21 protein-coding genes are annotated in these 24,089 nt (G+C 71.4%); 16 read left to right on the top strand and 5 right to left on the bottom strand.

The window, feature by feature from the left end:
• Positions 1–922 precede the first annotated feature (922 nt).
• The 14 genes from ACZ466_RS47325 to ACZ466_RS47260 all read left to right on the top strand — a co-directional run bounded on the left by ACZ466_RS47325 (position 923) and on the right by ACZ466_RS47260 (position 15,614).
• Complete coding sequence (locus ACZ466_RS47325) at positions 923–2,248, top strand: helix-turn-helix transcriptional regulator (RefSeq protein WP_378285028.1); 1,326 nt, start codon at positions 923–925, stop codon at positions 2,246–2,248.
• 205 nt (positions 2,249–2,453) lie between these two features.
• Positions 2,454–2,879, top strand: a complete 426-nt coding sequence (locus tag ACZ466_RS47320; protein WP_378285027.1) for a MarR family transcriptional regulator — start codon at positions 2,454–2,456, stop codon at positions 2,877–2,879.
• A gap of 58 nt (positions 2,880–2,937) precedes the next feature.
• Positions 2,938–4,398 carry an FAD-dependent monooxygenase gene (locus tag ACZ466_RS47315; protein WP_378285026.1) on the top strand — a complete coding sequence of 487 codons (1,461 nt, stop codon included), beginning with the start codon at positions 2,938–2,940 and terminating at the stop codon, positions 4,396–4,398.
• Between the two features lie 18 nt (positions 4,399–4,416).
• The gene (locus tag ACZ466_RS47310) at positions 4,417–4,743 is read left to right on the top strand and encodes a TcmI family type II polyketide cyclase (RefSeq protein WP_378285025.1); all 327 of its coding nucleotides are present in this window, start codon (positions 4,417–4,419) and stop codon (positions 4,741–4,743) included.
• Positions 4,740–6,020: a beta-ketoacyl-[acyl-carrier-protein] synthase family protein gene (locus ACZ466_RS47305; RefSeq protein WP_378285024.1), complete on the top strand. Its 1,281-nt coding sequence runs from the start codon at positions 4,740–4,742 to the stop codon at positions 6,018–6,020. The genes ACZ466_RS47310 and ACZ466_RS47305 overlap by 4 nt, the downstream gene beginning before the upstream one ends.
• Positions 6,017–7,255 (top strand): ketosynthase chain-length factor, encoded by a 1,239-nt coding sequence (locus ACZ466_RS47300; protein WP_378285023.1) that lies wholly within the window; start codon positions 6,017–6,019, stop codon positions 7,253–7,255. Before ACZ466_RS47305 ends, ACZ466_RS47300 begins: the two co-directional genes overlap by 4 nt.
• A gap of 60 nt (positions 7,256–7,315) precedes the next feature.
• Entirely contained in the window at positions 7,316–7,576 is a 261-nt protein-coding gene (locus ACZ466_RS47295; protein WP_378285022.1) for an acyl carrier protein, read from the top strand.
• A gap of 21 nt (positions 7,577–7,597) precedes the next feature.
• On the top strand, positions 7,598–8,407 hold the full coding sequence (locus tag ACZ466_RS47290) for an SDR family NAD(P)-dependent oxidoreductase (protein ID WP_378285021.1): 810 nt from the start codon (positions 7,598–7,600) through the stop codon (positions 8,405–8,407).
• Positions 8,408–8,436: 29 nt separating this feature from the next.
• Positions 8,437–9,384: an aromatase/cyclase gene (locus ACZ466_RS47285; protein WP_378285020.1), complete on the top strand. Its 948-nt coding sequence runs from the start codon at positions 8,437–8,439 to the stop codon at positions 9,382–9,384.
• 3 nt (positions 9,385–9,387) lie between these two features.
• Complete coding sequence (locus tag ACZ466_RS47280; protein WP_378285019.1) at positions 9,388–11,439, top strand: SDR family oxidoreductase; 2,052 nt, start codon at positions 9,388–9,390, stop codon at positions 11,437–11,439.
• An 85-nt stretch (positions 11,440–11,524) separates the two neighbouring features.
• Positions 11,525–13,111, top strand: coding sequence for an acyl-CoA carboxylase subunit beta (locus tag ACZ466_RS47275; RefSeq protein ID WP_464044054.1), 1,587 nt, complete (start codon positions 11,525–11,527; stop codon positions 13,109–13,111).
• Between the two features lie 40 nt (positions 13,112–13,151).
• Positions 13,152–13,373 carry an acyl-CoA carboxylase subunit epsilon gene (locus tag ACZ466_RS47270; RefSeq protein ID WP_378285016.1) on the top strand — a complete coding sequence of 74 codons (222 nt, stop codon included), beginning with the start codon at positions 13,152–13,154 and terminating at the stop codon, positions 13,371–13,373.
• 38 nt (positions 13,374–13,411) lie between these two features.
• Entirely contained in the window at positions 13,412–14,395 is a 984-nt protein-coding gene (locus ACZ466_RS47265) for an LLM class flavin-dependent oxidoreductase (protein WP_378285015.1), read from the top strand.
• The gene (locus tag ACZ466_RS47260) at positions 14,388–15,614 is read left to right on the top strand and encodes an MFS transporter (RefSeq protein ID WP_378285014.1); all 1,227 of its coding nucleotides are present in this window, start codon (positions 14,388–14,390) and stop codon (positions 15,612–15,614) included. Before ACZ466_RS47265 ends, ACZ466_RS47260 begins: the two co-directional genes overlap by 8 nt.
• 72 nt (positions 15,615–15,686) lie before the next feature.
• Here ACZ466_RS47260 and ACZ466_RS47255 read toward each other — a convergent pair whose 3' ends face one another.
• Positions 15,687–16,904: an extracellular catalytic domain type 2 short-chain-length polyhydroxyalkanoate depolymerase gene (locus tag ACZ466_RS47255; RefSeq protein ID WP_378285013.1), complete on the bottom strand. Its 1,218-nt coding sequence runs from the start codon at positions 16,902–16,904 to the stop codon at positions 15,687–15,689.
• A gap of 316 nt (positions 16,905–17,220) precedes the next feature.
• On the opposite strand from ACZ466_RS47255, the gene ACZ466_RS47250 reads away from it, so the two are divergent.
• Together ACZ466_RS47250 and ACZ466_RS47245 are read left to right on the top strand one after the other, a co-directional pair.
• The gene (locus tag ACZ466_RS47250; protein ID WP_378285012.1) at positions 17,221–17,382 is read left to right on the top strand and encodes a hypothetical protein; all 162 of its coding nucleotides are present in this window, start codon (positions 17,221–17,223) and stop codon (positions 17,380–17,382) included.
• 294 nt (positions 17,383–17,676) lie between these two features.
• Positions 17,677–18,852, top strand: a complete 1,176-nt coding sequence (locus ACZ466_RS47245) for an amidohydrolase family protein (protein ID WP_378285011.1) — start codon at positions 17,677–17,679, stop codon at positions 18,850–18,852.
• Between the two features lie 48 nt (positions 18,853–18,900).
• Here the strand turns inward: ACZ466_RS47245 and ACZ466_RS47240 are convergent, their stop codons facing one another.
• The 4 genes from ACZ466_RS47240 to ACZ466_RS47225 all read right to left on the bottom strand — a co-directional run bounded on the left by ACZ466_RS47240 (position 18,901) and on the right by ACZ466_RS47225 (position 24,076).
• The gene (locus tag ACZ466_RS47240; RefSeq protein WP_378285010.1) at positions 18,901–19,755 is read right to left on the bottom strand and encodes a hypothetical protein; all 855 of its coding nucleotides are present in this window, start codon (positions 19,753–19,755) and stop codon (positions 18,901–18,903) included.
• Positions 19,752–21,050, bottom strand: coding sequence for an NtaA/DmoA family FMN-dependent monooxygenase (locus tag ACZ466_RS47235; protein WP_378285009.1), 1,299 nt, complete (start codon positions 21,048–21,050; stop codon positions 19,752–19,754). The genes ACZ466_RS47240 and ACZ466_RS47235 overlap by 4 nt, the downstream gene beginning before the upstream one ends.
• 19 nt (positions 21,051–21,069) lie before the next feature.
• On the bottom strand, positions 21,070–22,383 hold the full coding sequence (locus tag ACZ466_RS47230; protein ID WP_378285008.1) for an NtaA/DmoA family FMN-dependent monooxygenase: 1,314 nt from the start codon (positions 22,381–22,383) through the stop codon (positions 21,070–21,072).
• A 64-nt stretch (positions 22,384–22,447) separates the two neighbouring features.
• Positions 22,448–24,076 (bottom strand): ABC transporter substrate-binding protein, encoded by a 1,629-nt coding sequence (locus ACZ466_RS47225; protein ID WP_378285007.1) that lies wholly within the window; start codon positions 24,074–24,076, stop codon positions 22,448–22,450.
• Between the last annotated feature and the right edge of the window lie 13 nt (positions 24,077–24,089).

The following is a 24,089-nucleotide window of genomic DNA, read 5'->3' as shown; positions in this document are numbered from 1 at the left end:
GATCGCGCTGGTCAGCGGGGCGGGCCGGGACATTGGCGGCACGGCGGCAGGGGAGCCCCGCGGACGGACATATTACGCGGTCGTTAACCACCGGCAAAGCGACGGTGAAGCGACCCGGCGGCGGAGGACATCGGGGCCACCCGTTATTCCGCGCTCCCGACGGCGGCCGGCCCCTGTGACGCGGAGCACATTTCCGCACCGGTCGATATCGCCCACACCCCGGGGACCACCGCAAAGGCCCCGGCACCACCGCGGTGCACCACGGCGAAGCCGGCTCCCGGCGTCTCGCGGCGGGCATGCGGCGGCGTTCGCGGCACCGCGCCGGAGCGCCGTCGACGAGGAGCGGCCGCGGAGCGGGGCGGCGTCCGCGGACGGACTTCGACCCGGCGCCCGGCCGGCGATTTCCACCGGCGGACGGCACCGACGCCCCGGACCAGCGACTTCACGCAATGGCCGGCACTTCGATTGGCACCGGCACCTTCACCGGCGCCGCCGAGTGACGCAGATCACTGAATTGCATTACATGTAACATGTTCTTGCATCGCTTGACTTCACCGGTCAATTAGATAAACTACCGATCTAGTAGGAATTGCCGTGCAGGCTTCCCGAATCCAACCTCAGCCCCGGTCGGGGTCGAGGACGACGGCGTACTTGGGTCGGGAATTCCGGCTGGTCGGCGCTCACACCCCCGGCACCTCCATCTTCAGGTGTGTGGCCTGCCTCAGGTGTCGTGTGGCGTTCCCTCGCACACCGTCCGGGGGCGGAATTCCGCTACCACGTGTGAGCCTTCTCAATGATCGGACGGGCCACCCCGCCCTGGACTGTCTTGGGCCCCGTCTCCCAATGGTCGCGTCGGAATTGAGCTAGCTGATGGGGACACAAGATGATGGCCGGAAGGAAACAGGAAACCACAGAGGCGACCGTGAAAGCCCACGAAGGGTGCGGGAAACGGCAGTTCTCCGCCCCTGATCCCCACGGCGGCGCCGGGCGCGGAGGTGGCGCGGGCGGGCGCGGCGGCCCGGTGGCCGTCTACATGCCGGGCGTCGTCTTCCCGACCGACCGCCCGTTGTGCCGCGCGATGAACGAGGCGGCGCGGCGCATCGAGACCGCCACGCTCGGCCGGCAGCTGCGCGGAACCGTGGTCGAAGAGGTGGAGAGGGCGCTGAACGCGGGCGAGCCGCATGCGAGCACGGACGCGATGTGGCTCACCTTGCTCTCCCTGTACTACACCGGCGACTTCGACTCGGTGAACGCCTACTGCGCCGAGCTCTCACGGGATCACGAGTGGATGCGCACGCCCCGCCGCAGGCGGCTGCTGCTCATGCTGCGGGCGCGCGTCAGCCTGGAGACCAGGGAGATGGGACTCGCCGCGGGAATGCTCAGGTCGGCGCTCGCCCAGATGGGGGCGGGGCCGCTGCGGACCCTGGCCGTCGCCTGGCTGATCGAGTCGCTGGTCTACGTCGGCGAGTTCGACCAGGCGCACGAGGTGGTGCTCGCGCACGGGCTGACCGGCCGGCTGAGCGGCGGCCCGGCGGAGCGCGCGCACGTCCTGGCGGCCCGGGGGAACCTACGGCTGGCCACGGGGCAGTTCCAGCTCGGCGTGGACGACTACCTGGAATGCGGTCGCCTGCTGAAGTCGCTCAATGTCGCCAACCCCGCGGTGATTCCTTGGCGTTCCAGGGCGGCGATGGGGGCGCTGGCGGTGCACCGGTGCGACCTGGCGCGCGCCCTGGCCGAAGAGGAGCTCGTCGCGGCCAGGCGGTGGGGGTCCCCGCGCGCCATCGGCGTGGCGCTGCACGCCCTCGCCTTGGCGCGCCGGGACGAGTCCTCGCCCGCGATGCTGGAAGAGGCCGTCGAACTACTGGTCCTGGCCCAGGCAGGCACCGAGTCGATCCAGGCGCTCTACGACCTTGGAGCGTTGCGGATCCAGCGTGGAAACGTTCCAGGGGGGCGGACCGCACTGGCGACCGCCGCCTCGGTGGCGCGCGAGTGCGGCAGCGCGTACTGGGTGTCCCGGACCGACACGGCCATGGCCAGGTTCGGTGACGGCCACGCCACGCAGGCCCTCACCCCGCAGGAGGCGAGAGTCGCCAATCTCGCCCGCGCGGGGTACAGCAACCGCAATATCGCCGAGACGCTCTACCTGACCGTCCGCACCGTCGAGTTCCATCTGTCCAGCGTGTACCGCAAGCTCGGCATTTCCGGTCGGCGCGACCTTTCCGTGGCATTGAGCCTCACCGTGTCCTAGCCTGCCTGAGCACAGCGCGCATATTGTCCGGGCTCCATCCGCCGGCACGGCGGATGGAGCTTCCGGCTGCCCGCATTCAGGGGTCTGTGGCCCTACCGTAGATTCGCCCGGCGCCTCTTGTGAGGGGTGTAGGGGCATGTCAGAGTCAAAGCGTTGATCGGGAACTCGACGGTAAATACCTATTCCCCGGTAATAGAGGTTTCCCATGCTCCAGCAGAACACGACGAAGCGGCTCGGCTATTGGCTGCTGCACCTGCACCGGCTCTTCGACGAGGCCACCACCTCCGCGCTGGTGGACGAGAAGCTGAACCGCCGGCAGTGGCAGGTCCTGCACGCCCTCAGCATCGGCGTGGACTCCGTCGCCGGCCTGGACGGCGCGTTCGCCCCTTTCCTGGCCATCGACGGCGACACGTCCTACCGGCCCATCGTGGACGAGTTCACCGAACGCGGATGGGTCACCGACTCCGGCGGATCCCTCGCGCTCACCGAAACCGGCGCGGCGGCGCACGAACGCGCCGAAAAGCTCGTGAACGCGCACGCGGCCAAATCACTCACCGGAATCAGTGAAAGCGAATTCCTCGCCGCCAACGACGTGCTGGCACGGATCGCCCGCAACATCGAACAGGCCTGAGAACGCGCCGCACGCGCGGCGGTTTCCGCGGTAAGAACAGCCGCCACTGGAGGTTCGCATGGACGCTTCCGTAATCGTCATCGGCGCCGGACCGGCCGGGCTCATGCTGGCCGGGGAGCTCCGCCTGGCCGGTGTCGACGTGATCGTGCTGGACCGGCTGGGCGAGCGCACCGGGCAGTCCCGCGCCATCGGATTCACCATCCGCACGATGGAGGTGTTCGACCAGCGGGGGCTGCTGCCGCGGTTCGGGGAGATCCAGACCAGCTTCGCCGGCCATTTCGGCGGGCTGCCGCTGGACCTCGGGCTGCTGGGCTCGGCGCACGGCGCGGCCCGGAACATCCCGCAGACCGTCACCGAGGCCGTGCTGGAGAGCTGGGCCCGGCAGCTGGGAGCCGACGTCCGGCGCGGCTGGGAATGCACCGGCTTCGTCGAGGACGCCGCCGGGGTCACCGTCACCTCGCTCGACGGCAGGGCGCTGCGCTGCCGCTACCTGGTCGGCTGCGATGGCGGGCACAGCACGGTGCGCCGGACCGGCGGGTTCGACTTCCCCGGGACGCCCGCCACCATCGAGCTCTTCCTCGCCGACATCCGCGGCGTCGAGCTGGAGCCGCGGCTGGCCGGGGCGGGGACCGACACCGGCATGGCGATGGTGGCGCCGCTGCCCGGCGGCGTGCGCCGGATCATCGTGGGCGAGCGCGGGACGCCGCCGCAGCGCCGGACCGGCCCGCCGGAGTTCTCCGAGGTGGCCGACGTGTGGAAGCGGGTGGTCGGCTCGGACATCTCCATGGCGGAGCCGGTGTGGGTCAGCGCGTTCGGCGACGCCGCCCGCCTGGTCGCCCAGTACCGGCGGGGACGGGTCCTGCTGGCCGGCGACGCGGCCCACGTCCACCTGCCCGCCGGCGGCCAGGGCATGAACACCGGCATCCAGGACGCGGTGAACCTGGGCTGGAAGCTGGCCGCCGTGGTGCGCGGGCGGGCCCCCGAGACGCTGCTGGACACCTACCACGACGAGCGGCACGAGGTCGGCCGCGCGCTGCTGTCCAACACCCGCGCGCAGAGCACGGTCCTGCTCGGCGGCGAGGAGGCGGAGCCGCTCCGCGACGTCCTGGGCGACCTGCTCGCCTCCACGGACGCGCAGCGGATGCTCGCCGCCCGGGTGAGCGGCCTGGACATCACCTACGACGTGGGCGGCGGCAGGCACCCCCTGCTCGGCGCGCGCATACCGCCGCTGCGGCTGGAGCACGCGGGCCGGAGCACCGACGCCGGCGAGCTGCTGCGCACCGGGCGGGGCGTCCTCCTCGACCTGGCCGGCAACCGGATCCTGCGGCGGCGCGCCCGGGACTGGGCGGACCGGGTCGACATCGTGACGGCGACGCCGCGCGCGGACGGCACGAGCGGCGCCCTGGAGGACACCACCGCGCTGCTGCTGCGGCCCGACGGCCATGTCGCCTGGGCCGCGCCCGGAACCGACGACGATCTGCGCACCGCCCTGAACCGCTGGTTCGGGCCGAGCCGATAACGATTGAGAAGAGAAACGATGCACAGCACACTGATCGTGGCCAAGATCGCGCCCTCCTCCGCGGACAAGGTCTCCCAGCTCTTCGCCGACTTCGACCGAACCGACATGCCGGACCGGATGGGAACCCGCCGCCGGCAGCTGTTCGAGTTCAACGGCCTGTACTTCCACCTGCAGGACTTCGACGACGACAACGGCGGCGAGCTGATCGAGGAGGCCAAGACCGACCCGCGGTTCGTCCAGATCAGCGAGGACCTCAAGCCGCACATCACCGCCTACGACCCGGACACGTGGCGCTCCCCCAAGGACGCCATCGCCCGCCGCTTCTACGCGTGGAGCGCGCGATGAGCGGCGCGCTCCCCCGCCGGCCCGTGATCACCGGTGTCGGGGTGACCGCGCCGGGCGGCCCGGGGGTCAAGGAGTTCTGGAAGCTGCTCACCGACGGGCGCACCGCCACCCGCCGGATCTCCTTCTTCGACCCGTCGCCCTTTCGCTCCCAGGTCGCCGCCGAGGCCGACTTCGACGCCGAGCTCGCCGGGCTGACCCCGCAGGAGACGCGGCGGATGGACCGCGCGGCCCAGTTCGCCGTGGTCACCGCGCGCGAGGCGGTGGCCGACAGCGGGCTGGACTTCGCGGGGCTCCCCCCGCACCGCACCGGCGTGACCGTGGGAAGCGCGGTGGGCGCGACCATGGGGCTGGACCAGGAGTACCGCACCGTCAGCGACGGCGGCCGGCTCGAGCTGGTCGACCACGCCTACGCGGTGCCGCACCTCTACAACTACATGGTGCCCAGCTCGTTCGCGACCGAGGTCGCCTGGGCCGTGGGCGCGGAGGGGCCCGCCACGGTGGTCTCCACCGGCTGCACCTCCGGGCTGGACGCGATCGGCTACGCCGCCGACCTCATCCGGGAGGGCTCGGCCGACGTCCTGGTCGCGGGGGCGACCGACGCCCCCATCTCGCCCATCACGCTGGCCTGCTTCGACGCCATCAAGGCGACGACGCCGCGCAACGACGACCCCGAGCACGCCTCCCGCCCGTTCGACGCCAGCCGCAACGGGTTCGTGCTGGGCGAGGGCGCGGCGATGTTCGTGCTGGAGGACCTGGAGAGCGCCCGGGCGCGCGGAGCGCGGATCTACGCCGAGGTGGCCGGGTTCGCGACGCGGTCCAACGCCTTCCACATGACCGGCCTGCGACCGGACGGCAGGGAGATGGCCGAGGCCATCCGGGTCGCGCTGGAGGCCGCCCGGCTCGCCCCCGAAGACGTCGACTACATCAACGCGCACGGCTCGGGCACCAAGCAGAACGACCGGCACGAGACCGCGGCGTTCAAGCGCAGCCTCGGCGAGCACGCCTACCGCACGCCGGTCAGCTCCATCAAGTCGATGGTCGGGCATTCGCTGGGCGCCATCGGGTCGATCGAGGTCGCCGCGTCGATCCTGGCGATGACGCACCACGTGGTGCCGCCGACGGCGAACCTGCACCGCCCCGATCCCGAGTGCGACCTGGACTACGTGCCGCTGACCGCCAGGGAGCACCGGGTGGACGCGGTGCTGTCGGTCGGCAGCGGGTTCGGCGGGTTCCAGAGCGCGATCGTGCTGGCCGGCCCCGACCGGAGCGGCGCATGACCACGGCGACCTGGGTCACCGGACTCGGGGTGGCGGCTCCGACCGGGCTGGACGTCGAGTCGTACTGGGCGGCCACCCTCGCCGGGCGCAGCGCCATCGGGGCCGTGACCCGTTTCGACCCCTCGTCCTATCCGTCCCGGCTGGCGGGTGAGATCACCGGTTTCGCCGCCGCGGAGCACCTGCCCAGCAGGCTGCTGCCGCAGACCGACCGGATGACACAGCTCGCGCTGGCCGGCGCCGACTGGGCGTTCGCCGACGCGGGCGTGGATCCGTCGGACCTGCCCGACTTCGACGTCGGGGTCATCACGGCCAGCCACTCCGGCGGGTTCGAGTTCGGTCAGAACGAGCTGCGCGCGCTGTGGAGCAAGGGCGGCCAGTACGTCAGCGCCTACCAGTCGTTCGCCTGGTTCTACGCGGTCAACAGCGGCCAGATCTCCATCCGGCACGGGCTGCGCGGGCCGAGCAGCGTCGTGGTCAGCGACCAGGCGGGGGGCCTCGACGCGATCGCGCAGGCGCGGCGGCAGATCCGCAAGGGCACCCCCATGGTGATCAGCGGCGCGGTCGACGCCTCGATCTGCCCGTGGGGGTGGGTCGCCCAGCTCTCCAGCGGCCGGCTCAGCACCAGGAACGACCCCGAGCGGGCCTACCTGCCCTTCGACGACGACGCGAGCGGGCACGTCCCCGGGGAGGGCGGCGCGCTCCTGGTGCTGGAGAACGCCGACCACGCCCGCGCGCGCGGCGCCGGGCGGGTCTACGGCGAGATCGCCGGCTACGCGGCCACCACCGACCCCCGGCCGGACAGCGGCCGGGAGCCGACCCTGCAGAGCGCCGTCGAGGGGGCGCTCGAGGACGCCGGGGTGGAGCCCGCCGACATCGGCGCGGTCTTCGCCGACGCCGCCGCCGTTCCAGAACTCGACCGCGTCGAGGCGGAGGCCATCGCCAAGGTGTTCGGGCCGGCCGCCGTACCGGTGACCGCTCCCAAGACGACGACCGGCCGGCTGTACTCGGGGGCGGCGCCGCTCGACCTCGCCGCCGCCTTCCTGTCCCTGCGGGACGGGGTCATCCCGCCGACGGTCAACACGAGCCCGTCCCGCCGCTACGACCTCGACCTGGTCACCGGGGCTCCCCGCGCGGCGGAGCTGCGCGACGTCCTGGTCATCGCGCGCGGCCACGGCGGGCTCAACTCCGCCATGGTCGTGCGGTCCGTCGATCCCTCCGCTCCACCGAACCGCTGACGACCGACCGCTGACGATTTTCGCTCTCCACACCGACCGTCCAAGGAAAGGACCGCACACATGCCCGGAAGTCAGTTCACGCTGAACGAGCTCAGGACCGTCCTGCGTGAGGCGGCCGGAACGGACGAGGGCGTCGACCTCGACGGGGACATCATCGACACCCCGTTCGACGACCTCGGCTACGAGTCCCTGGCGCTGCTGGAGACCGCCGGCCGCATCGAACGCGACCACGGCATCAGCCTGGACGAGGAGGCGCTGGTGGAGGCCCAGACCCCGCGCGCGCTGATCGACCTCGTCAACTCCCACCTGGCCGCGGCCTGAACGCACCCCCGAGGAGCCCTCATGCCCGACACGACCGAGAACACCACCACGCAGTCAGCCGGCCGGGTCGCCCTGGTCACCGGTGCCACCAGCGGAATCGGACTGTCCAGCGCCCGGCTGCTCGCCGGGCAGGGGCACCGCGTCTTCGTCTGCGCGCGCGACGAGGAGAAGCTCGCCGACACCGTCAAGGGCCTGCAGAACGAGGGCTTCGACGTGGACGGGGCCCCCGCCGACGTGCGTTCCAAGGAGGACGTCGCCCGTCTCGTCCAGGCCGCGGTGACCCGGTTCGACACCATCGACGTGCTGGTCAACAACGCCGGCCGCAGCGGCGGCGGGGTCACCGCCGACATCGCCGACGACCTGTGGGCCGACGTCATCGCCACCAACCTCACCAGCGTGTTCGTGGTGACCCGGGAGGTGCTGAACGCGGGCGGGATGCGGCGCAAGTCCCGCGGCCGGATCATCAACATCGCCTCGACGGCGGGCAAGCAGGGCGTGGTCCTGGGGGCGCCGTACTCGGCGTCCAAGCACGGCGTCGTCGGGTTCACCAAGGCGCTGGGGAACGAGCTGGCCCCGACCGGCATCACGGTCAACGCGGTCTGCCCCGGCTACGTCGAGACCCCGATGGCGCAGCGGGTCCGGCAGGGCTACGCGGAGGCGTACTCCACCAGCGAGGAGGCGATCCTGGAGAAGTTCGAGGCCAAGATCCCGCTCGGCCGGTACTCCACGCCCGACGAGGTGGCGGGCCTGGTCGGCTACCTCGCCTCCGACACCGCGGCCTCCATCACCGCCCAGGCGCTCAACGTCTGCGGCGGCCTGGGCAACTTCTGACCCGGGCACCTTCTGAGAGGAGAACGGCAGTGTCCGAAAAGCAGGGACGAGAGGTCGAGCACGAGACCACGGTGCGGGCGAGCGCCGAGGAGGTCTACCGGCTCCTCGCCGAGGTCGAGAACTGGCCGCGCCTGTTCCCGCCCTCGGTCCACGTCGAGTACCTGGAGCGCGGCGAGCGCGAGGAGCGGATCCGCATCTGGGCCACCGCCAACGGAGAGGCCAAGAACTGGTCCTCGCGCCGCACGCTCTCCAAGGAGTCGCTGCGCATCGACTTCTGGCAGGAGGTCTCGGCGCCCCCGGTGGCGGAGATGTCCGGCGCGTGGCTCATCGAGCCCGTGGGCGCGGAGGAGACCAGGCTGCGCCTGAAGCACTGGTACCGGTCCATCGACGACGACCCGGAGGGCCTGGCCTGGATCGACGAGGCCGTCGACCGCAACAGCCGGGAGGAGCTCCCGGCCCTGAAGGCCGCGCTGGAGGAGGCGGCCGGGGACGACCCGCTGACGCTGTCCTTCGTCGACTCGGTCCAGGTCGCCGGCTCCGTCAAGGACCTCTACGACTTCGTCAACGAGGCCGACCGGTGGCGCGAGCGGCTGCCGCACGTCAGCGACGTGAAGCTGACCGAGGACACGCCGGGCCTCCAGGTGCTGCGCATGGAGACACTCACCAAGGACGGTTCCGCGCACACCACCGAGTCGGTCCGGGTGTGCTTCCCGCCCGGCCGCATCGTTTACAAGCAGACCACCCTGCCCGCGCTGATGCGACTGCACACCGGGTACTGGCTGTTCGAGGAGGGCGACGACGGCACCGTCACCGCCAGCTCCCAGCACACCGTGGTGATCAGGGCCGAGAACATCACCACGATCCTCGGCGCGGACGCCGGGGTCCCGGAGGCGCGCTCCTTCATCCGCGAGGCGCTCGGCGGCAACAGCCGGGCGACGCTGGACCTGGCCAAAGAGTACGCGGAAGCGCGGCGCTGACCGATGGCCGGAACCGCCGAACGGGACGCCCGGGAGTCCGGCGCGGCCGACGCCGACGTGGTCGTCGTCGGCGCCGGACCGGTCGGGCTGCTGCTCGCGGGAGACCTGGCGGAACGGGGCGTGCGCACCACGGTCGTGGAGCGGCTCGCCGAGCCCATGACCGAGTCCAGGGCGTCCACCCTGCACACGCGCACCATGGGGCTGCTGGCGGAGCGGGGCGTCCTGGACCGGTTGGGAGAGCTGCCCGACGGCGGCCCCGGGCACTTCGGCGGCATCCGGCTCGACCTGACCGAGGCCGACCCCGACCACCCCTACGCCGGGCAGTGGAAGTGCCCCCAGACCCGGCTGGAGGCGGTGCTGCAGGAACGGGCGCTGAGGGCCGGGGCCGACCTGCGGCGAGGATGGCGGCTGGTCGCCCTGCGCGACCGGGGCGACCAGGTCTCGGCCGTGATCCGGGCGGCCGGCGGAGGCGAGCGGACGCTGAGCGCCTCGTTCCTGGTGGGCTGCGACGGCGAGCGGTCCGCAGTCCGCGGGCTCGCGGGCTTCGAGCTCGCCGGGACCGAGGCCGGACGCGAGATGCTGCGCGCCGACGTCGCGGGCATCGACGTGCCGGACCGGCGCTTCGAACGGCTGCCGAAGGGGCTGGCCACCGCGCACCGCTGGCCCGACGGCAGCACCCGGGTCATGGTGCACGTGTTCGGAGCCGAGCCCCGCGCGGGCCGGGACGCTCCGACGTTCGACGAGGTGGCGGCCGCATGGGCCGAGGTGACCGGGGAACGGATCGAGCAGGGCACGCCGTTGTGGCTCAACGCCTTCGACGACGCGCACTGGCAGGTGACGCGGTACCGCAGGGGCCGGGTCCTGGTCGCCGGCGACGCCGCCCACGTGCAGATGCCGGTCGGCGGGCAGGCGCTCAACCTGGGTCTCCAGGACGCGGCCGACCTCGGCGGGCCGCTCGCCGACCGGGTGGCCGGCCGGTCCGGCGACGAGGTCCTCGACGGCTACCACGAACGGCGCCATGCCGTCGGCGCCCGCGCGCTCACCGACATCCAGGTGCAGACACTGCTGCTGCTCGGAGGAGAAGACGTGGAACCGCTCCGGGAGATCTTCGCCGGGCTGCTGGAGTTCGGCCCGGTCCGGCGCAACCTGGCGAGCAAGATCAGCCAGGTCGGCCAGGTCGGCGAGCCCGCCGCCTGGGCCATCGGCCGGGGCGCGGGCGGCGGACCGGCTCCGGTCGCTCCGGCGCCGGCTCGCACGCACACGGCACCACAAGGGAGGAGACGCAGGATGGAACGCCTGGAGAAGAAGACCGCGCTGGTCACCGGGTCCAGCCGAGGCATCGGCCGGGCCGTCGCGCGAGGGCTGGCGGAGGAGGGCGCCCTGGTCGCCGTGCACTACGCCGCCCAGCGGGACGCGGCCGAGGAGACCGTGCGGCTGATCGAAGGGGACGGCGGACGCGCCTTCGCCGTGCAGGCCGAACTCGGCGTGCCCGGCGACGTGCACGAGCTGTTCCTCGGGCTGGAGCACGAGCTCAAGGCCCGCACCGGGGAGACCGTGCTGGACATCCTCGTCAACAACGCGGCCATCACCACGCCGGCCGGCCAGTCGCCGGAGGAGGTCACCCCCGAGGACCTCGACCGGCTCTACGCCGTCAACGTCAAGGCGCCGTTCTTCATCGTGCAGCGCGCCCTGGCGCTGCTGTCGGACGGCGGCCGGATCATCAACGTCTCCTCGGGGCTGACCCGGCTGGCCAACCCCGAGCAGGTGGCCTACTCGATGACCAAGGGCGCCATCGAGCAGATCACCCTGCACTTCGCCCGGCATCTGGCCCCGCGCGGCATCACGGTCAACACCGTGGCGCCCGGCATCACCAACAACGGCAGCGCGATCTTCGACGTCCCGGAGGCGGTGCAGCAGATGGCGCAGCTGTCGGCGTTCAAGCGCGTCGGCGAGGCGGAGGACGTCGCCGACGTGATCCGCTTCCTGGCGACCGACGAGGCCCGGTGGATCACCGGGTCGTTCGTCGACGCCAGCGGCGGCACCCTGCTCGGCTGAAACGACTCTGCTCGGCTGAAACCACCGAACCACCACTCGGCATCCGCGGGAGTAACGGGGTCCCATGACCACAGCACAGGAAACGATGACCGCGCCGGGACCGGCCACGGAACGCGGACCGGAGACCTTCGCCGACCGGGTCGAGGAGCTGCGGGAGGTGAAACGGCGGGTCCGGCAGGGGCCCGATCCCAAGGCGACCGAACGCCAGCACGCCAAGGGCAAGCTGACCGCCCACGAACGCATCGACCTGCTGCTCGACCCGGGGACCTTCACCGAGGTCGAACCGCTGCGCCGGCACCGGGCGACCGGGTTCGGCCTGGAGGCGAAGCGCCCGCACAGCGACGGCGTGGTCACCGGCTGGGGTGAGGTGGACGGCCGGACCGTGTTCGTCTACGCCCACGACTTCCGCGTCTTCGGCGGCGCGCTCGGCGAGGCGCACGCCCAGAAGATCCAGAAGGTCATGGACCTGGCCCTGGCGGCGGGCGCCCCGCTGGTCTCGCTGAACGACGGCGCGGGCGCGCGCATCCAGGAGGGCGTGTCCGCGCTCGCCGGGTACGGCGGCATCTTCCAGCGCAACACGCGGGCGTCCGGGGTCATCCCGCAGATCAGCGTGATGCTCGGCCCGTGCGCGGGCGGCGCGGCCTACTCGCCCGCGCTCACCGACTTCGTCTTCGCGGTCCGCGGCACCTCGCAGATGTTCATCACCGGCCCGGACGTGGTCGCGGCGGTGACCGGGGAGGAGGTGACGCACGAGGGACTCGGCGGGGCCGACGTGCACGGCGGGGTCTCGGGGGTGGCGCACTTCGTCTACGACGACGAGGAGTCCTGCCTGGCGGAGGTGCGCTACCTGCTGTCCATGCTGCCGTCCAACAACCGCGAGATGCCGCCGGTCACCTCCGGCGGGGACCCGCCGGACCGCCCGCTGGACCGGATCGGCGACCTGGTGCCGTCCGACGGCAACCGGTCCTACGACGTGCGCGACGTCATCTCGGAGATCGTCGACGACGGGGACCTGCTGGAGGTGCACGCCGACTGGGGGCGCAACCTGGTCTGCGCCCTGGCCCGGCTCGGCGGCCACGTGGTCGGCGTGGTGGCGAGCCAGCCCTCGTCGCTGGCGGGGGTGCTGGACATCACCGCCAGCGAGAAGGGGGCGCGGTTCGTCCAGTTCTGCGACGCCTTCAACATCCCGCTGCTGACGCTGGTCGACGTGCCCGGGTTCCTGCCCGGCGTGAGCCAGGAGCACGACGGCATCATCAGGCACGGCGCCAAACTGCTCTACGCCTACTGCAACGCCACCGTGCCCCGCGTCTCGGTGGTGCTGCGCAAGGCGTACGGCGGGGCCTACATCGTGATGGACTCGCGCTCGATCGGCGCCGACCTGTCGCTGGTGTGGCCCGGCAACGAGATCGCGGTGATGGGCGCCGAGGCCGCCGCGGACGTGATCTTCCGCCGGGAGATCGGTTCGGCGGAGGACCCGGCCGCGACCCGGGCGCAGAAGATCGAGGAGTACCGCGGCCGGCTGGTGCACCCCTACTTCGCCGCCGAGCACGGGCTCGTCGACGACGTCATCGACCCGGCCGACACCCGTGCCGTGCTCGTCCGCGCGTTCGCGATGCTCAGGCACAAGGACGCCGGCCTCCCGCACCGCAAGCACGGCAACCCGCCCCAATGAGACCGGCGGGACGACGAGAGCGACAGGAGCGATTCGAGCGATGACCGAGCACACGGACGCGCCGTTGCTGCGCGTCGAGAAGGGCACCCTGGACCCCCTGGAGCTCGCCGCGGTCACCGTGGTGCTGATGCGGCGGCTGAACGCGGCGCGGCAGGAGGCGGACCGCTACCCGTGGCCGCCGGCCGCCCCGGCTCCCTGGCGGCGTCTGGAGCGGATCTCCGCCTACCGGGGACCGCGGAGCTGGCAGGCGCTGGCCGCCTGACGGCGCGCCTCGACCCCCCTGACGAACGGAGAGCGATCATGGAAGTCGGGCTGCTGTTCGACCTGCGCAACCCCGAGCCCTGGAAGCGCCCCTGGACCGATCACTACGCGCGCTCCCTGGAACTGTGCGAGGAGGCCGACCGGCTCGGAGCGGGCGGTCTCTGGTTCACCGAGCACCACCTGTTCGAGGACGGCTACCTGCCGCAGCCGCTGACCATGGCCGCCGCCGCGGCCGCCCGCACCCGCGACGCCCGCATCGGCACCGCGGTGATGCTGCCGAACCTGCGCCATCCGGCGCAGATCGCCGAGGAGGCCGCCGTCGTGGACCTCATCAGCGGCGGCAGGCTCGAACTCGGGTTCGGCGCGGGCTACGGGGTGCTGGAGTACGGGCTGTTCGGCGCGGACCACGGACGCCGCTTCCGCAACGTCGAGCGGAACATCGCCGAGGTCCTGCGGCTGTGGCGGGAGAAGGGCGTCACGCCTCTTCCACTGCAGGATCCGGTGCCCGTGTGGGGCGGGTTCTACGGGCCGCGGGGCGCCGGCATCGCGGGCCGCCTCGGCCTCGGCCTCCTGCACATCTCCCCCGACATGTTCGAGCACTACCGCGCCGGGCTGATCGAAGGCGGGCACGACCCGGCCGCGGCGCGGGTGTCGGACCTGCTGCCGGTGATCCTGGCCGACGACCCCGAGTCCGTCTGGCCGCGGGTCGCCCCCCACCTCGCCCACCAGAAGAACACCTACCGGCAGACCTGGGCGGCGGGGACCGACCACCCGCAGCCCCCGCCGCTGCGCGCGGAGGACTTCCCGGACCAGCCCGACGACGGCTCGTGGGCCATGCTGGAGATCCTCACCCCGGAGGACGCGGCGGTGCGCATCCACGAGAAGACCCGCGGGCTGCCGGTCAAGCACCTCATCTTCTGGGCGAGCGTCGCGGGCATGCCGGACGACCTGGTCACGCGCAACATCGAACTGATCACGGGGAGGCTGCCGGAACTGCTGGAGAAGGTGTCGGCCGGTGAGTAGCCCGTCCACGACGGCGGGCCGGCACCGCACCGGGGGCGGCGGATGGCCACTGCTGTTCGTCCTCTCGGGGAACATGCTGCTGGACGCCGTCGAGGTCTCGGTGGTCCTGGTGGCGCTGCCGGCCATCGGCGCCGATCTCGGGCTGGGCCTGTGGTCGGTGCAGTGGCTGATGAGCGGCTTCGCGCTCGGATTCGCCGCGTTCCTGCTGCTCGGGCCGCGGCTGACCGCCGGCTGGGGGCTGCGCAGGGTCTACCTCGTCGCGATGCTCGTGTTCGCCGCCGCCTCCCTCGTCGGGGGGCTGAGCGCGAACATGTGGATCCTCGTGGGCTCCCGCGTGGTCAAGGGCGCCTGCGCGGCGCTGACCGCGCCGGCGGGACTGGCGCTGATCGGCGAGACGTTCCCCGCCGGACCGCGGCAGCGCAGGGCGGTGTCGGTGTACTCGATGTTCGGGGCGTACGGCTTCAGCCTGGGGCTGCTCCTGTCCGGGGCGCTCGTCGCCGACAGCTGGCGGTGGACGTTCCTCTTCCCCGTCCCGATCGCTCTGGCGCTGCTGGTGGTGGGGCATCGCGTCATACCGGACGTCCCGGGCCGGTCGGCCCCGAGGTTCGGCCGGGCGCTGACCGGCAACGGGCCGCTGGTGCGCGCGATGGCGGGCGCGGGCAGCCTGAACGGTGTCTACATCGGCATGCTGCTGCTGGCGACGTTCACCATGAGCGACGGCCTCGGGTGGCCGGCATGGCAGATCGCGTTCGCCCTGCTGCCCGCGTGCCTGCCGCTGGCGGTCTCCGTCCCGTTCGCCGGGCGCCTGATCCAGCGGTTCGGCACGTCCCGCCTGATCGCCGCCGGGGCGCTGCTCGCCTTCGCGGCGCAACTGCTCGCCCTGGTGCGATCGGGCGGGGACGCCCGCGCCGCGGACTCCTACGCCTGGGACCTGCTGCCCTCGCTGGTCCTGGTCGGGGCGGCTTTCGTCGTCTCGTTCGCCGCGCTCAACATGCAGGCGACCCAGAGCGCCACCCCCGAGCTGCGCCGCGCGGCGATCCCCGTCTACCAGACGGGTGTCCAGGTCGGCAGCATCGCCATGCTGCCCCTGGTCGCCGCCCTCCTGAACCCGCCGGGCGGACCGCGGTCGGCGCTGCTGGCCACCTCGGTGCTCGCCACCGCCGGCCTCGCCGTCGCCGCCACCGGCCTGCGCCCCCGCTCCACCGAACCGGACTCCTGATCCGACGACCGGCCAGATGGGTTGAGATGCCTTGCCCGCCGGCGGTGCGGGCAAGGCACCAGGGGCCCGGGGTCAGCACCTGGCCCAGTGACCTGGACTGATCTCCTTGATCGTGCTCTGGGTGTAGGTGTTCCACAGGCCGAGATTCTCGTTGGAACCGTTGGCGTAGGTGTAGCCACCCGAGTGGCGGGCGCGTCCGGTGGTGGTGTGCGTGTAGTTGGAGGCGGTCACACAGACGGGTTCGGGGGTCGGCGTCGGGGTCGGGGTCGGGGTTGGCGAGGGGGTGGTGCCGTCGCCTCCGCCGAGTGCCTTGACCATGTTGACCACGGCGGTCATCTGCGGGCCGCTCTTCATCGCGTATGCGGAGGACCCGTAGCCCCACCAGTCCCAGCACCCGCGCGGATTGGTGCCGGCGGCGCTCGTGGTGGCCTGGGGATACAGCACGATCATGTTGTTGGTGTCGGCGTACTCGTTCAGGTACGCCTTGTCCATGAGCGCGTTCCCGACCAGCCCGTAGTACTGGTAGCACCCGTGCAGCGTCACCATCAGCCTGCACGAGGTCGTCTCACACGACTTCGGCACGTAGGCGAAGCCCTCGTTGCCCATGCTGATCGCGGTGGCGCTGCCGCCAGGGGCGTAGCCGCTCTGATCGAACTGGACGAGCCTGCCCGTCAGCTGCGAGGCGGCGGGACTCACCGTGCCGAGCAGGTGGCCGAGCATCTCCTTCACCGGGTCCGTCGTGCCGCACTTGTTGATGTACGGGGATGAGGTGGAGGCGCAGGCGTTGGGGCCGATCGGGCTGACCCAGGCGTGCCCGGCCCCGGAACCGCTGTTGAACACGACGTTCGAGCCGACCTGCCGGTAGTAGGCCGCCAGGTCGTCGTTGACCGCCCGGTCGACGGTCGTGTCGGCACTGCCGTGGAACATCCACACGGGGTCACCGGAGAGGTTCTGCACCGGGTCGACCTGGCCCGCGGCCGCCCGCTGCCGGGTGAGCTGGACCAGTTGGGCGGGGGTCTTGCGTGCCATGAAAGTGTCCATGCACGCGTACAGGGCGGTGTTGAGGTTGTTCTGCGCGCAGTCGTACGGACCCGCGGAGAAGATCCCTGCGCCTTTGAAGACGCCCGAGTAGGCGACGTGCAGCTGGTTCGCCATGAACCCGCCGGACGACAGCCCGCTGACGTAGGTCCCGCTGATGTCGTACTTGGTGAGCGTGCCGGGGGTGGGCGAGGGCACCGCGGCCTGCGCGACGGACAGCGAGGCCGCCGCCAGCCCGACCGCCGCCGCCATCGCTGGGAGCACCTTTCTCATCCGTATTCGCATTTGTCCTCCTCGGACAGGGGTGCCGTCATTCTTGGGAGAGAACGTGTTCCGCACCACATTCGCCGCCCACACATTTTCCTGATCAACAAGGTGGCGATCGCCATGCACGGGCCGGTGCCGGCCGTCCACGGTGCCTGCGGGGACGGCTCGCCGCGCAGAGGGACGTGCAGACCGGCGGTGGGGAGGTGCTGGCGGAGGCGCCGAAGCTGCCGCCGACCACGGTCGCCACCGAGTCCTGGCCGCCGGACTGCGGATCGTCGACCTGCGCGGGGAGCGGCTGCGGATGGAGTTCGTCGTCTACTTCCTGCGCAAAGTGATCTGGACCGTCCCGGACTTCACCGTCGACCATTACCGCGAACTGCACGAGCAGATCCAGAAGAACGGATCGTTCGTCGCCATTCGGCCCGGTTCCTCATCAAGGCCAGCAAACCGGCCTGACCTGTGACGGCACGGCGGTCGCTCCGGGCGGCCTACGCTCACGGCATAGGGCTGCGACCATCGGGTCCTGGACATCGACTGGCTGGAGCCCCCGGCTTGTCTGCGCCTGGGGCGACGGCGAGCTCGCCGGCTTCGACGCCTGGGGCTTCACGTCGACGAACGCAGGCCTCATCGCGCTCTGACGCGGTTCGCGCACTCGCGAACGCTCGCATCGTCGATCAGAGTGAACATTTACTTGTTAATCACGGATCGTTAGGGTGAGGTGAGAGCGCGTGGATGGGCGCCACCCTGGGAGGCAACGATGGCGAAGCTGGCCGAAGACATCCGTGTGATCGACGCGGACTCGCATCTGACCGAGCGGCACGACCTGTTCACCGAGCGGGCGCCGAAGGGCTACGAGGACAAGGTCCCCCGTGTCGAGCGGATCGACGGCGTCGACATGTGGGTGATCGAGGGCAAGACCTTCGGCAAGGCGGGCTCCGGCGGCACCATCGACCCCCAGGGCAACAAGCACCCCTTCCGGAGTTCCCAAGGCGGGTCCTGGGGCATCGACGACGTCCATCCGGCGGCGTGGGACACCGGGGAGCGGGTCCGGCTGATGGACGACCTCGGCATCGACGCCCAGGTCCTCTACCCGAACAACATCGGCATCGGCGGCCAGAACCTGTACAACACCCTCGACGACAAGTCGGCGGTCCGGATGTGCCTGGAGCTCTACAACGACGCCATGGCGGAGGTGCAGGAGGAGTCGGGCAACCGGCTGCTGCCCATGCCGATCATGCCCGCGTGGGACATCCAGGCGTGCGTGCGCGAAGCCCAGCGCTGCGCCGGGCTGGGCTTCCGGGGGGTCAACCTGACGGCCGACCCGCAGGACTCCGGCTCCCCCGACCTGGGCGACAAGGCGTGGGATCCGTTCTGGGAGGTGTGCGCCGGCCTGAACCTGCCGGTGCACTTCCACATCGGCGCCAGCCAGACGTCCCTCACCTACTTCGGCACCACGTACTGGCCCAGCCAGGACGACTACGTGAAACCGGCCATCGGCGGCGCCTCCCTGTTCCAGAACAACTCGCGGCTGCTGCTCAACAGCGCCTACGCGGGGATCTTCGACCGCCACCCGGACCTCAAGATGGTCTCCGTCGAGAGCGGCATCGGCTGGGTGCCCTTCATGCTCGAGGCGATGGACTACGAGCTCGAGGAGAACGCGCCGGCCTGGTTCGACAAGCTGCAGAAACTCCCTTCGGAGTACTTCCGCGACAACTGGTACGCCACGTTCTGGTTCGAGACCGGCCGGGGCAACCTGCAGCACCTGATCGACGCGGTCGGCGAGGACAACGTGATGTTCGAGACCGACTTCCCGCACCCGACCTGCCTGCACCCCGACCCGATCGAGAAGGTGAGCGAGAAGATCGCCACCCTCCGCCCCGAGACCCAGCGCAAGGTCATGGGCGGCAACGCCGCCGAGCTCTACCGGATCTGACTCCTTCGTGGCGGGTCCCGCCGACGGCCGGCCGGCATGCTCACGGGCTCACCCGGCCGGGCCGAGGGACTTGAGCACCGTCCGGAGCGCGTGGTCGTCGGTGACGAGGACCTGGATCCCCTGCACCTGCTCGCCGTGCCGGGCGAGCTCGTCGGCGCGGCCGAGCTCGTCCGGGTCGCGGACGTGCGCGATCAGGGGGCGTCCGCCGAACGCGTCCGCACCGCCGGGGGTCTCGATCGCCGTGTCGAGGGGCACGGTGACGGAGTCGAAGGCGGGTGGAACGGCGGCCGGGACGCCGTCCGGGGCGAACAGGGACAGCAGCGGGCGGCCGCGGGTCGGCACCGGCAGCGGGCCCGCCACGTCGTAGACGCCGCGGTGGTCGCTGGCGCGGAGGCGTTCCAGGTCGAGGTAGGTGTTCGAGGCCCGGTCGGCGATGACCGCGTCGAGCGGGTAGTCGTCCCAGAGCTTGCGCGCCACCACGCCGGTGTCCAGGGTCGCCTCCAGGCCGATCTCGACCGGCCTGGACAGGTCCCTGACGTCCCAGGCCTCCGCCCCGGGCCGCCCGTCGGGCACGGTGCGGTCCCGGACTCCCAGCACGAGGCCGCTGCCGGACGGCACGAAGTCCTGGAGGCTGGCGACGGCCCGGGCGAGGTTCCAGGGGTGCTCACGATGGTTGGCCGCGGCGATCAGCACCCGGGTGCCCGGGATCCGCGGCGCCAGGATCGCGGCCAGCGAGCTCGGGTCCAGGTGCCGGTCCTCCGGGGAGAGCGGGTCGAGCCGTTCCAGGCCCACGACCACGGCGTCGAGACCGGCCTGGTCGAGGCGTTCCGCGAGGTCGGCGTCGAGGAGCAGGTGCCGGGCGAGCCCGTCCGACAGCGCGATGGACCGCCACCGGGTGCTCATGCCGGCACCTCGCTCACCTGGCCGCCGGCGGCCTGGAAGTGGCCCGCCAGCGTCGACGACGCGTACTCGCGCTTGTAGATGCCGCGTTGCTGGAGCAGCGGGACCAACTCCTCGACCAGGATCGGCAGGGTCTCGGTGACGAGATCGGGTGCGATCACGAATCCGTCGGCGGCGTGGGAGCGGAACCAGTCCTCCATCCGCTCCGCCAGTGGCTCCGGCGCCCCGACGTACATGCCGTGACCGCCGCTCAGATAGCGGGTGCGCAGCAGGTGCTCGGACAGCGGAATCCCCGGTTCGGCGGCCAGGACCTGCAGCGTCGACGTCCGCAGATGGTCCCGGTCCGCCGCCGCGGCGGCGAAGGCGGATTCCAGCACCGACGGGGGAATGGGCTTGTCCGGGTCGAGGTCGGGCACCGTCGCGCCGATCAGCCCGCCGAGCCAGTTCTCGTGCTCCGACCGGGTGATCGCGTCCTCGGTGAACAACTCGTCGACACGGGCCTTCGCCTCCGCGTTCGTGCTCCCGAGCACGATCCGCAGGCCGGGCAGGTAGGCGAGGTCGGAGGGGCGGCGGCCGGCGGCCAGCGCGTCGGACTTCACCTTCTGGTACCGCGTTCGGGCCTCGGCGATCGTGAGCGCCGAGTCGAAGACGGCGCTCGCGAGGCGGCCGGCCAGCCGCCGGCCCTCGTCCGACGAGCTCGCGCGGATGATGGGCGGCCGTCCCTGCGGGGAGCGGGGCAGCGGCAGGCGTCCGGAGACCGTGAAGTTCTCGCTCGCGTGCGCCACCTCGGGGCCGTCGCCGGCCGAGTCCCACAGACCGACGACGACCTCGGCGAAGTCCTCGGCGCGCCGGTAGCGCAGCCCCCGCTCGGGGTGCCCGGCCAGCCCGAAGTTGGCCGCCGCGTCCTCGGCGAAGGTCGTGACGAGGTTCCACGACACCCGCCCTCCCGACAGGACGTCGAGGGACAGCAGCCGCTCGGCGAGCCGGTAGGGGTCGTTGTACGTGGTCGAGGCCGTGACGATGACGCCGATCCGCTCGGTGTGCGGAACGACCGAGGCCCAGGCGACGAACCGGTCCACGCCGTCGATGTCGACCCGGTTGAATCCGAGGAACTGCGCGGAGTCCCCCGCGAACACCGCGTCGAACAGCCCCCTCTCGGCGAGCTTGGTGATGCGCGCCCAGTAGTCGGCGGTGAAGATCTCCAGGCCGGTCGATCCCTGCGACAGCCAGGCGCGCGGCGACACGCCGTAGCTGCGCACGTTGTAGGCGAGGAACAGTCGCCTGCCATCCTCGGTCATTTCCGTCCTCTCATTCCGCTCATGGCACCGGCGGCAGGCCGAGGTGGTCCCGGAGCGTGCCGCCGGTGTACTCCCGCCGGAACAGGCCGCGGTCCTGGAGGATCGGCACGACCTCGTCCGCGAACAGCCGCGCGCCCGCCAGCCCCTGCGCGGGCGAGACGGCGAATCCGTCGGCCGCCCGGGCTCCGGCCCAGCGCTGGATGTGATCGGCGACCTGCTCCGGGGTGCCGAAGACCCGGCCGTGGCCGTGGGCCGTGCCCAGGGCCTGGAGCAGCCGCCGCAGGGTGGCGCCCTTCTCCTTGGCGAGGTCGATGAAGATCTGCGCGCGTCCCGGCTGGCGGGTCAGCGCGCCCGCCTCCGGCAGCCGCTCCTCGGGGACCCGCTCGTCCAGGTCGATGTCGGACAGATCGACCCCGCCGAGCAGTGACTCCAGATTCCGGCGGGTTCGCTCGTAGTCGATCCGGGCGAGGAACCGGTCGTGCAGCTCCTGCGCCTCCGCTTCGCTGCCGCCGATGGTGACGACGAGCCCCGGAAGGATGCTGACGCGCGCCGCGTCCCGCCCCTGCCGCTCGACACGCCTCTTCACGTCGCGGTAGAAGGCCTGCGCCTTGCCGATGTCGTTCTGCGCGGTGAAGACGATCTCGGCGTGCCTGGCGGCGAAGTCCCTCCCCTTCTCCGAGTCGCCGGCCTGGACGAACACCGGCCGGCCCTGCGGGGGCCGGGCGATGTTGAGCGGACCGGCGACGCGGAAGTGCTTGCCGTGGTGATCGATGGTGTTGATCTTGTCCGGGTCGAAGAAGACCCCGTTCTCGCGGTCGACGAGCACCGCGTCCGGCTCCCAGCTCGCCCACAGCTTCGACACGACCTCGATGAACTCGTCGGCGCGCTCGTACCGCTCCTCGTGGCCGGGGATCTCGTCGTAGCCGAACTGCTCCTCGCCCGCGATGGAGGTGACGATGTTCCAGCCGACCCGCCCGTTGCTGAGATGGTCGAGCGTCGCCAGGGTCCGGGCGAGGTTGTAGGGCTCGGTGAACGTGGTCGAGGCCGTCCCGATCAGCCCGATCCTCTCGGTCCGCGCCGCCAGCGCGGCCAGCAGCGTCAGGATCTCGAGCGAGCCCGCGAACGCCTGCTCCGGGTCGGGCAGCGGGAGTCCGAGCCCGTCGCCGCGGATGAGCGCGTCCAGCTTGGCCCGCTCGCCGATCTCGGCCACCTCGACGTAGGGCTGGAGCGAGTTCAGCTCCTCGGCCCTGCTGGCGGGGTCGCGCCATTCGGCCGCGTCCAGGAAGGTGAGCCACAGCCCCAGGTGAAGGTGTCGGTCGTGTCCCTTGCTCATGGTTCTCCCGCAGTGGGTCTGGTGACGCCGGTTCCAGTGACGCCGGTTCGCCGGCCGGCGAGTCCTACTTGCCGAGCCAGGCGTCGTAGACGACGAGGTTGGAGAGGCTGTCCAGGCGCAGGCCGTGCACGCGTGGTGCCGCCGCCACGAAACCGGACTCGTGCTCGACCAGGGGGATGACGATCGCGTCCTCGATCAGGATCTCCTGGGCCTCCGCGAGGAGTTGATCGCGCTTGGTCGCGTCCACCTCGACCGCCTGGCCCTGCAGGACCTCCTGGAGCCGCTTGCCGTGCGAGCTCACCTCGGCGCTGTCGGAGAACAGCCACGGCTGCGCCTTGGTCCCGTCGTTCTGGTACATCTTGCGGAGGACGTCCGCCTCGGAGCTCTTGTTGCCGGAGAACCAGAGGTCGGCGCCGGTCTGCCACCAGGTGGGGCCGATCCCGGTCTCGGGCTTGATCGTGATCTCGATGCCGACCGCCTTGAGCTGCTCCTTGATCAGCACCATCGAATCCTGGATCGGCTTCTGCTCCGCGGATCCGGTGATCACCAGGGACAGCCGCTGCCCGTTCTTCACGCGGATGCCGTCGGCACCGGGCTTCCAGCCCGCGTCGTCGAGGATCTTCCGCGCCCCGGCCGGGTCGTACTTCAGCAGCGCGCTGAAGTCCTTGTACCCGTTCAGCGTCCGGGTGATCACGCTGGTCGCCGGCGGCGCGGTCTTCCCCGTGACGTTCTTCGAGATCTCGTCGCGGTTGATGGCCTTGAGCACCGCGCGCCGCACGTTGAGGTCCCGGGCCAGCGGCTTCTTGAAGTTCGGCTGGAGGGAGTAGGGGATCCCGACGGTGGCACGCCAGTAGAGCCTGTTGCCCTGCTTCTCCAGGAGCGTCGAGCCGTCCACCGTCGGCGCTTCGGCGACCTGCGCCTCACCGCTCGTCAGCGCGCCCTCGCGCACGCCCGCCTCGGCGACGAGCCGGACGTCGATCTTCTCGATGCTGGCCTTGCCCTGGTGCTTCGAGAGCGCCGAGCCCCACGTGTAGTCGTCCCGGCGCTTGAGGAGCAGCCGCTCGTCGGGGACGTACTTCTCCACCACGAACGGGCCGCTGGCCACGAACTCGGTCCTGCGCTTCTCCAGCGGGATCTTGAACGAGCCGGGCGACAGCATGGCCAGCTGGCTGGTGGCCGCCGTGGTCAGGAACGACGGGTTCGGCTTGGAGAACTTCACGACGACGGTGTTCTCGTCGACGGCCTTGGTCTCGACGTAGTGCTCGAACTGGCCGCGGACGTACCAGCCTCCGCCCGCGGCCAGGTCCTGCATCACCCCGTCGAAGTTGGCCTTGACCGACGCGGCGTTCACCCGCGTGCCGTCCGAGAAGGAGGCGCCGTTGCGCAGCCGGAAGGTGAACTCCGTCTGCTTCTCGTTGTGCTCCCATGTCTGGGCCAGCCAGGGGACGAACTTCCCGGTGCCGGGGTCCCTGTCGATGAGCGAGTCGCTCAGTGCCCGGTTGAGCCAGCCGTAGGACTGGCGCGGGTCGAAGGCCGGATTCGGGGCCGCGTAGACGACCAGGGTGCCGCCGTCCTGCCGCTGCCCCGAGGACGCGCCCGCGTCGGTGTCCGCTCCCCCGCAGCCCTGAAGGGCGAGGGCGGCCACGAGGCCGCCGCCCAGCAAGAGTGATGTGCGCCGTGTCAGCACAGGCATGTTCCGCGTCCTC

This window comes from Actinomadura rugatobispora (assembly GCF_055379765.1).
The sequence above is the reverse complement of the archived record's forward strand: the minus strand, read 5'-3'. Positions and strand labels throughout refer to the sequence as shown.

What these genes read in the sequence shown, in the direction of transcription:
- ACZ466_RS47320 (WP_378285027.1), top strand. Translation starts at nt 2,454, where the DNA reads ATGCTCCAGCAGAACACGACGAAGCGGCTCGGCTATTGGCTGCTGCAC.
- ACZ466_RS47315 (WP_378285026.1), top strand. Translation starts at nt 2,938, where the DNA reads ATGGACGCTTCCGTAATCGTCATCGGCGCCGGACCGGCCGGGCTCATG.
- ACZ466_RS47310 (WP_378285025.1), top strand. Translation starts at nt 4,417, where the DNA reads ATGCACAGCACACTGATCGTGGCCAAGATCGCGCCCTCCTCCGCGGAC.
- ACZ466_RS47305 (WP_378285024.1), top strand. Translation starts at nt 4,740, where the DNA reads ATGAGCGGCGCGCTCCCCCGCCGGCCCGTGATCACCGGTGTCGGGGTG.
- ACZ466_RS47300 (WP_378285023.1), top strand. Translation starts at nt 6,017, where the DNA reads ATGACCACGGCGACCTGGGTCACCGGACTCGGGGTGGCGGCTCCGACC.
- ACZ466_RS47295 (WP_378285022.1), top strand. Translation starts at nt 7,316, where the DNA reads ATGCCCGGAAGTCAGTTCACGCTGAACGAGCTCAGGACCGTCCTGCGT.
- ACZ466_RS47290 (WP_378285021.1), top strand. Translation starts at nt 7,598, where the DNA reads ATGCCCGACACGACCGAGAACACCACCACGCAGTCAGCCGGCCGGGTC.
- ACZ466_RS47280 (WP_378285019.1), top strand. Translation starts at nt 9,388, where the DNA reads ATGGCCGGAACCGCCGAACGGGACGCCCGGGAGTCCGGCGCGGCCGAC.
- ACZ466_RS47275 (WP_464044054.1), top strand. Translation starts at nt 11,525, where the DNA reads ATGACCGCGCCGGGACCGGCCACGGAACGCGGACCGGAGACCTTCGCC.
- ACZ466_RS47270 (WP_378285016.1), top strand. Translation starts at nt 13,152, where the DNA reads ATGACCGAGCACACGGACGCGCCGTTGCTGCGCGTCGAGAAGGGCACC.
- ACZ466_RS47265 (WP_378285015.1), top strand. Translation starts at nt 13,412, where the DNA reads ATGGAAGTCGGGCTGCTGTTCGACCTGCGCAACCCCGAGCCCTGGAAG.
- ACZ466_RS47255 (WP_378285013.1), bottom strand. Translation starts at nt 16,904, where the DNA reads ATGGCGGCGGCGGTCGGGCTGGCGGCGGCCTCGCTGTCCGTCGCGCAG.
- ACZ466_RS47250 (WP_378285012.1), top strand. Translation starts at nt 17,221, where the DNA reads ATGGAGTTCGTCGTCTACTTCCTGCGCAAAGTGATCTGGACCGTCCCG.
- ACZ466_RS47245 (WP_378285011.1), top strand. Translation starts at nt 17,677, where the DNA reads ATGGCGAAGCTGGCCGAAGACATCCGTGTGATCGACGCGGACTCGCAT.
- ACZ466_RS47240 (WP_378285010.1), bottom strand. Translation starts at nt 19,755, where the DNA reads ATGAGCACCCGGTGGCGGTCCATCGCGCTGTCGGACGGGCTCGCCCGG.
- ACZ466_RS47235 (WP_378285009.1), bottom strand. Translation starts at nt 21,050, where the DNA reads ATGACCGAGGATGGCAGGCGACTGTTCCTCGCCTACAACGTGCGCAGC.
- ACZ466_RS47230 (WP_378285008.1), bottom strand. Translation starts at nt 22,383, where the DNA reads ATGAGCAAGGGACACGACCGACACCTTCACCTGGGGCTGTGGCTCACC.
- ACZ466_RS47225 (WP_378285007.1), bottom strand. Translation starts at nt 24,076, where the DNA reads ATGCCTGTGCTGACACGGCGCACATCACTCTTGCTGGGCGGCGGCCTC.